This window comes from Promicromonospora sp. NPDC060204 (assembly GCF_042728455.1).
GTDB lineage: Bacteria > Actinomycetota > Actinomycetes > Actinomycetales > Cellulomonadaceae > Promicromonospora.
Window position 1 is genome coordinate 22,520 of the sequence record NZ_JBHWZO010000049.1, and the last position, 6,923, is coordinate 29,442.

A 6,923-nucleotide genomic window follows, 5' to 3' on the forward strand; every position below is an offset into this window, starting at 1 on the left:
CGGTCACGCTAGCGGCCACGCGTGCCGGGTCCAGGGGTGCCGAATAAAGCCGTGCGCCCCGGTTCCGCCCGGAGCACCCTGGGTTCATGACCACTTCCTCTGCAGCACCCGCCCCGGCGACGTCGGCGTGGCGGCTCATGGACCCTCCGCACGCGACCTCGCTCGACGAGCCCGACGCCTGGGCGTACCGCGGCATCGCGGAGATGCACGCCGCGGCCGCGGTCGTCGACATCGGCAACGCGGACGCCGCCCCGACGCCGATCGGCGTCCTGGTCGGCATGAACAACCAGAGCTACGTGCGCAAGCTGCGCCGGATCGCGGTGGTGGACACGCCCGCCGGGCCGCAGGTGGTGGGTGAGGCGACGGTGTTCCTGCAGGTCCGCGCCAACCCCGAGCTGGCGATCGGCGGCATCGTGGTGCATCCGGAGCACCGGGGGCGGGGCATCGCCACGGCCCTCGCGCAGTGGTCGCGCGACACGGCGCGGGCGGAGGGCCGGACGTCGTTCATGACGTACGTCGACTTCGGCCCGCAGAAGCCGGCGGGCGAGACGCTGGCTCCGGCGTCGGGCAGCGGCGAGGTCGCCGCGGACCTGCCGGGCGTCCTGCTCGCGCAGAAGCTGGGCCTGACGCTCCAGCTCGTCGAGCGCCGCTCCCGGATCGACCTGCCGGTGCTGCCGGAGGCGGTGTCCCGGTTCGAGGCCGAGTCCCGCGCCGTCGCGGGCGACGCGTACCGCGTCCACACCTGGACGGCACCCATGCCCGAGGAGTGGATCGAGCAGTACGCGGCCCTGGAGCAGGCGCTGTCGGACGACGAGCCGCGCGGCGGCCTGGAGGTCGAGTCCGACGTCTGGGACGTGGAGCGGATCCGCACCGAGGAGGCGGCGATGACCGCCAAGGGCGACCAGTACGTGGTGACGGCGGCCGAGCACGTGGCCACGGGCGAGCTGGTCGCGATGACCATGCTCCAGTGGAACGACCTCCAGCCCGAGCACACCAACCAGCAGGCGACCGTGGTGCTCAGGACGCACCGCGGGCACCGGCTCGGGATGCTCGTGAAGGCCGTGAACCTGCGCGAGCACGCACGCCTGCGCCCGCAGGCGCAGCGGATCTACACCTGGAACAACGAGGAGAACCCGCACATGCTCGCGATCAACATCGCGCTCGGGTTCGTGCCGGCGGGCGGCTGCGCCAACTTCCAGGGCTCGCTCTGACCTGACGCCGGACGGCGGCGCCGGGTCAGAGCAGCTCGGCGGTGAGGTCCGGGCCGTCGCCGAAGGCGGCGTCGTCGTCGAAGGGCCACACCGGCCCGCCCAGGCCGGTGCGACGCAGCCGCTGCGGGTCCTGGTCCACGCCGCCCGGCGTGAGCAGGAGCATCCAGTCCTCGGCCATCTCGTAGAGCTCGGTCTCGAGGTTGCCGACCTTCACCACCACGACGTCGGTGCCCCGCGGGTCCAGGCCGATCGCGGTGAAGTCCGACTCCAGGTGGTACGCCCGGCGGCGCTCGGTCAGGACCACCCGCAGGCCGCCCACCGCCACGACGCACACGATGCCGGCGAGGGGGTCGTCCGCGCGCACGTGCTCGACGACGCCCCGCAGGACCACCGGTCCGTGGGGGCCGTCGTCGACCCGGGCCCCGGCCTCCACCTCGACGGTGGCGCCCACCTCGACGGTGGCGCCCACCCCGGCGGCGGCCACCGTGCGGGCGGCCCCGGCGTCGGGCAGGGCGGCGTAGATCGCGGTGCGGCCGCCGTCGGCGGGCGGGGTCGCGAAGGCGGGCTCCGCCAGGAGCCGGGCGAGGGTCCAGGTCACGTCGCCCGCGCCGCCGGCCAGGGGGTTGTCGCCGGTGTCCGACAGGACGAACGGCCGCGCGTCGCTCGCCAGCACCGCGCGCAGGCACTCCTCGTACGACCCGGCGGGGGCGACGAGACCGAACTCCGCGCGGGCGTCCCAGTACCGGCGGGCCAGGCGTTCGGCCTCCCGGGCGATGACGGCGTCGTCGTCGCCCGTGACCACAACAGCGGCCCGGCAGCGCGGCTCGTCGGCCCACGCGTAGCCGACCCAGACCGAGGCGTCCAGCACGCCGTCCAGCGCCCCGACCCGCGCGACGTCCTCGTAGAGGCCCTTCGCGGGCTCCTGCCGGGTGCTCGTCCGCTCCCCCGGCAGCAGCACCGGCACCTGCACCCAGGCCTTGCGCGGCCGCCCGGCGCCGTCCACGCGCCGCAGCAGGTCCGTGGCCGCGCGCTCGCGCGCCTCGTCCTCGTCCTCGTGCGGGGCCGTGCGGTGGCAGGCGATGAGGTCGACGGTCGCGGCCAGGTCGCGGGACACGTTGCCGTGCAGGTCCATGGACGCGGAGACCAGGCAGTCCGGCCCGACGGCGGCGCGCACCGCCCGCGCGAGGTCCGCCTCCGCGTCGGTGTGGCCGAGCACCGCCATGGCGCCGTGGATCTCCAGCAGCACCCCGTCGAACGGGCCCTGCGCCTCCAGCGCGAGGCCGATCTCGGTGCGGACCGTCTCGTAGACGTCCGCCGGGACCGCGCCGCCCGGCAGCGCCCCGGCCCGCAGGATGCCCACCCACTCGGCCTCCCGGCGCAGGGCCGTGCCGTCCCGCAGGAACGGGTAGCGCCGGACCAGCTCGTTGCCGCGCAGCAGGGTGAACGCCTCCCAGCCCGAGCGGTGCGGGGAGAACGTGCTGGACTCGATGGCCATGCCGCAGATCGCGATCCGCGGTCGACGGGGGGTACGGGTCACGCGCGCAGTGTAGGCGGGCCGGGTTACTACTTCCGTACATCTGCCGACATGTCGGAACCTCAGGGCACCGGGGTGGCCTGAGGTTCCGACACGGGGCGGGGACGGATCAGTCGTCCGCGTCGTCCGGCGTGTTGTCGTTCGGGGTGTCGTCGGCCGGGGACTGGTAGTTCGCGTCGTCCGGCGAGTCCGCCGACTGCGCCGATCCCGCCGTGTCGTGGGCCGACTCGTTCGGCGAGTCCGCCGACTCCGGTGACGGGTCGTAGTTCGCGTCGCCCGGCGAGTCCGCCGACTGCGCGGACCCCGGGGTGTCCCGCGCCGACTCGTTGGGCGAGTCCGCCGACTCCGGCGAGTCGTCGGTGGGCGCGGCGGTCGTCCCGCCGGCGGGGGCGGTCGCCCCGGACAGCGCGACGGCGGCGGTCGACTCGGCCCGCGGGGCGGGGTCGTTGAGCGCGGCGGCCGTGCTCGCGCCCACGATGCCGATCACGGCGGCCGTCCCGACGACGGCCCAGCGCTTCTTCATGGTCGAGGGGTTCATGCGACCGACCTCCCGGGTCTCCCGGCACCCCGGTCGGGTGCCTGCTGACGACGAGTCTGCCGCGCCCGGATGAGGCGACGAGGAGAGCCGGATGAGACAGCTCTCATGTGGTCCGGGCGGCCCAGCAGGCGGCCGCGCCGGCCCGGCGGGGCCTCATCCCCGGAACCGGTAGCCCGCGCCCCGCACGGTCTCGATCCGGTCCGCGCCCAGCTTTCTGCGCAGGTACCGCACGTACACGTCCACCACGTTGGACCCGGGGTCGAAGTCGTACCCCCACACGCGCGACAGGAGCTGCTCGCGCGACATGACCTGCCCCGGGTGCTGCAGGAACACCTCCGCGAGCGCGAACTCCCGCGCGGACAGCTCCACCTCCCGGCCCGCCACGGTCGCGGTGCGGGTGCGCAGGTCCAGCCCGACGCCGCCGTGCTCCAGCCGGTCCGACGGCGCGGCCTCCGACGCCGCCTTGCGCAGCCGCAGCCGGATCCGCGCGAGCAGCTCGTCGAACCCGAACGGCTTGGACATGTAGTCGTCCGCCCCGCCCTCCAGGCCCGCCACCCGGTCCGACAGCGAGTCGCGCGCGGTGAGGATCACGACGGGCAGCGTGGAACCGACGTCGCGCAGCCGCTGCAGCACCGTGAACCCGTCCAGCACGGGCAGCCCGATGTCCAGCACCATCAGGTCGTAGCCGCCCGACATCGCGTGGCCGAGCGCCGAGGCGCCGTCGGACACCACGGTGGGCTGGAAGCCGTGCGCCTTGAGGCCCTTGCGCACGAACTGCGCGATGCGCTCCTCGTCCTCCGCGATCAGGATCTGGTTCACGCCGCCTCCTCCTCAGCCGCCGCGCCTCGTGCCGCCGGTCGCTCGCCCTGCCCGGGTCCGGCCACGGGCCAGGTCATCACGAACCGCGCGCCGCCCCCGTCGGACCGTTCCACCACCACGTCTCCGCCGTGCCCCTGCGCGATGGCGCGCACGATCGCGAGGCCCAGGCCGGAGCCCGGGACGCCGCCCGCCGTGCTCCCGCGCGCGAACCGGTCGAAGATGCGGTCCGCCTCCTCGGGCGGCACGCCCGGCCCGGTGTCCCGCACCCAGAGCCGGACGACGCGGCCGGACGCGCCGTCGAACACCTGCGTGCCGATCCCCACCTCGTCGTCGGCGCCGGTGAACTTGACCGCGTTGTCCGCGAGCTGGAGCACGGCCTGGGTGAGCCGGTGCGCGTCGGCGGAGACCTCGGCGTCGGCCCGCGCGTCCACCACCCAGCGGCGGTCGCCCAGTGCCCGCGCCTTGTCGTGCACGTCGTCCGTGAACCGGCCCAGGTCCACCGGGGCAGGGGCCACGAAGTCGGACCGCTCCGCCTTGGCGAGCAGCACCAGCTCCTCGACGATCTGCCCCATCCGGGAGGTCTCGTCCAGCAGCAGGTCCCGGGTCTCGCGCACGTCGGCCGGGTCGTCCGGGTCGAGCACCTCCAGGTGGCCGCGCAGCACCGTGAGCGGCGTCCGGAGCTCGTGCCCGGCGTCGTCCAGGAACTGGCGCTGCGTCTCGATGGCCGTGGAGAGGCGGTCGAGCATGGTGTTGAAGGCGCCGGCCAGCTCGCCGAGGTCGTCGTCGGTCGCGACGGGCACGCGCTGGGACAGGTCGGTCTCGGTCACCCGGGTCGCGGTCGCGCTGAGCTGGCGCAGCGGGCGCAGCAGGCGGCTGACCACGAGCCAGGCGAACACGCCCAGGAGCACCAGGGCCACGCTGCAGACGATCGCGTAGGTGCGCATCACGGCGGTCTCGGCCTCGAGCGACTGGTCCAGCGCGGACGCCATGACGTAGGCGCCCACCTCCTGCCGGTCCGGCACGGTCACCGGCACGACGACGAACCACACCCGGCCGATCTCGGTCTCGATCTCGCGCTGGACGGTCGTGGACGTCTGCGGCGTCAGCTCGTCCACGACCTCCTGGACCAGCTCGCTCTCCACGACCACCCGGCTCGCGGCGGGCGGGTTGGACTGCTGGTGCGCGCCGTCCAGATAGCTCACGAACATCTCGTTGGAGCCCGGGACGTTGCGTTCCATGGCCACGCTCATCAGCCGCCCCGCGCCGTGGAAGTCCTCGCCCGTCTCCGGGTCCACGCCGTCGGCCGCGAGGCGCTGCAGCTCGCCGATCTCCTGGTCGAAGTCCTCGGAGATGTCGTCCATGATCTGCTGGGACTGGATCGCGTGGGTGAGCAGGCCGGCCCCGAGGAGCCCGATCGCGGTCACCGCCACGACCACGGCCACGACCTTGGCCCGGACGGACGGCCTGCGCAGGCTCATGCGCCGCCCACGCCGGCGGTCGCGAGGCGCGAACCGTCGAGCCAGGCCGCGACGACGTCCAGTCGGCGCGACGTCGCCGCCTGCCAGTACCGCTCCTGGACCCGGTGCGGGCCGGTGGCCAGGGAGAGCAGCACGCCCGCGACCCGGGCGGCGAGGTCGCTGCGGTCCGCGCCCCGGGTGCCGGGTGCCGTCACGAACCCGGCCGTGTAGTCCGCGGCGAGCCGGCGCATCCGGGCCGCGCGGGCCACGTGCGTAGGATCCGAACCGCCCACGAGCGACAGCACGTCGATGTGCGCCACCAGGCAGGCCAGGTCGTCGGCGCGGTGGCCGGGCCCCGCGGAGTCGACGTCGAGCAGGCCGGTGACCCGGCCTTCGGTGAGCATGATCTGCGCCTCGTACAGGTCGCCGTGCGTCGGGTCGGTCCCGGCGCCGCGCTCCGCGAGGCGTTCGGCGACCGCGCCGGCCAGGTCGCTCGCCCGGCCGGCCTCGGCGGGCAGCGCCGCGCCGATCACGCCCGCGTAGTGCTGCGCCGACTCGCTCCAGGCCGGGCGTCGCGGCAGGTCGCGCACCTCGGCGGGCAGCCGGTCGAGCAGGTCCAGGATCGCGGACGGCGAGGGGATGCGGCCCCCGTCGCGGATCGCGGTGCGCATCTCGGTGCCGTGCAGCGGGGACAGCACCAGCAGGCCGTCGTCGGACCAGCCGAGCGGACGCGGGACCGGCAGCCCCGCCCGCGACAGCAGCGCGTGCCGCTGGTGCAGGTCCGCGACCTTGCGCGGCCGCAGCACCTTGAGGAACACGTGCGACGCCGCCGCCGTGGCCTCCAGCACGGCCCGCCGGGTGGGCCGGTAGGCGCGCACCTTGAGCTCGGGGTGCGCGCGTTCCCGCGGGCCCACGCCGAGCCCCGCCAGGAGCTCCTCGACGGCGGCGGGGTCGAACGCGCGCGGCAGGGCCGGCAGGGCCGGGTCGCCGGGGAACCGCCACACCGCGACGGTCGCGTCGCCGTCGGACAGCGTGACCACGCCCGGCTTGCGCCCGTCGCGGGCCCGGCCCACGCTCGCGCCGAGCGTCTCGGAGCGCTCGACGCCGTTCCAGCGCACCGTCGCGCGGTACGCCACCGTCGTCGTCGAGCCGGGTCGGTGGTCCACCTGCCGCACCCGCCAGTCGACCAGCTCCCCGCCCGCCGTCGCCACTGCGGCGTCGAGGAGCCCCGCGGCGGACTCGCCGGTCAGCAGATCGAGGTGCGTGGTCATCACGTCATCCTCGCAGCCGGGCGGGGCAGAAGCGCCCCGATCCGGATGAGAATCCTCTAACCCTGCGCAGAAGGCCCGGGGAGACGTTCACGT

6 protein-coding genes are annotated in these 6,923 nt (G+C 75.0%); 1 reads left to right on the forward strand and 5 read right to left on the reverse strand.

What is annotated here, in order from left to right; genetic code table 11:
- Positions 1-86 precede the first annotated feature (86 nt).
- On the forward strand, positions 87-1,211 hold the full coding sequence (locus tag ACFWEJ_RS08910; RefSeq protein WP_377228845.1) for a GNAT family N-acetyltransferase: 1,125 nt from the start codon (positions 87-89) through the stop codon (positions 1,209-1,211).
- Between the two features lie 25 nt (positions 1,212-1,236).
- Here the strand turns inward: ACFWEJ_RS08910 and ACFWEJ_RS08915 are convergent, their stop codons facing one another.
- The 5 genes from ACFWEJ_RS08915 to ACFWEJ_RS08935 all read right to left on the reverse strand — a co-directional run bounded on the left by ACFWEJ_RS08915 (position 1,237) and on the right by ACFWEJ_RS08935 (position 6,830).
- Positions 1,237-2,706 carry a M81 family metallopeptidase gene (locus tag ACFWEJ_RS08915; protein ID WP_377228850.1) on the reverse strand — a complete coding sequence of 490 codons (1,470 nt, stop codon included), beginning with the start codon at positions 2,704-2,706 and terminating at the stop codon, positions 1,237-1,239.
- A 148-nt stretch (positions 2,707-2,854) separates the two neighbouring features.
- Positions 2,855-3,283 (reverse strand): hypothetical protein, encoded by a 429-nt coding sequence (locus ACFWEJ_RS08920; RefSeq protein WP_377228846.1) that lies wholly within the window; start codon positions 3,281-3,283, stop codon positions 2,855-2,857.
- A 153-nt stretch (positions 3,284-3,436) separates the two neighbouring features.
- The gene (locus tag ACFWEJ_RS08925; protein WP_377228847.1) at positions 3,437-4,102 is read right to left on the reverse strand and encodes a response regulator transcription factor; all 666 of its coding nucleotides are present in this window, start codon (positions 4,100-4,102) and stop codon (positions 3,437-3,439) included.
- Positions 4,099-5,580, reverse strand: coding sequence for a sensor histidine kinase (locus tag ACFWEJ_RS08930; RefSeq protein ID WP_377228848.1), 1,482 nt, complete (start codon positions 5,578-5,580; stop codon positions 4,099-4,101). Before ACFWEJ_RS08930 ends, ACFWEJ_RS08925 begins: the two co-directional genes overlap by 4 nt.
- Positions 5,577-6,830, reverse strand: a complete 1,254-nt coding sequence (locus ACFWEJ_RS08935) for a phosphotransferase (protein WP_377228849.1) — start codon at positions 6,828-6,830, stop codon at positions 5,577-5,579. Before ACFWEJ_RS08935 ends, ACFWEJ_RS08930 begins: the two co-directional genes overlap by 4 nt.
- Between the last annotated feature and the right edge of the window lie 93 nt (positions 6,831-6,923).

What these genes read in the sequence shown, in the direction of transcription:
- ACFWEJ_RS08910 (WP_377228845.1), top strand. Translation starts at nt 87, where the DNA reads ATGACCACTTCCTCTGCAGCACCCGCCCCGGCGACGTCGGCGTGGCGG.
- ACFWEJ_RS08915 (WP_377228850.1), bottom strand. Translation starts at nt 2,706, where the DNA reads ATGGCCATCGAGTCCAGCACGTTCTCCCCGCACCGCTCGGGCTGGGAG.
- ACFWEJ_RS08920 (WP_377228846.1), bottom strand. Translation starts at nt 3,283, where the DNA reads ATGAACCCCTCGACCATGAAGAAGCGCTGGGCCGTCGTCGGGACGGCC.
- ACFWEJ_RS08930 (WP_377228848.1), bottom strand. Translation starts at nt 5,580, where the DNA reads ATGAGCCTGCGCAGGCCGTCCGTCCGGGCCAAGGTCGTGGCCGTGGTC.
- ACFWEJ_RS08935 (WP_377228849.1), bottom strand. Translation starts at nt 6,830, where the DNA reads ATGACCACGCACCTCGATCTGCTGACCGGCGAGTCCGCCGCGGGGCTC.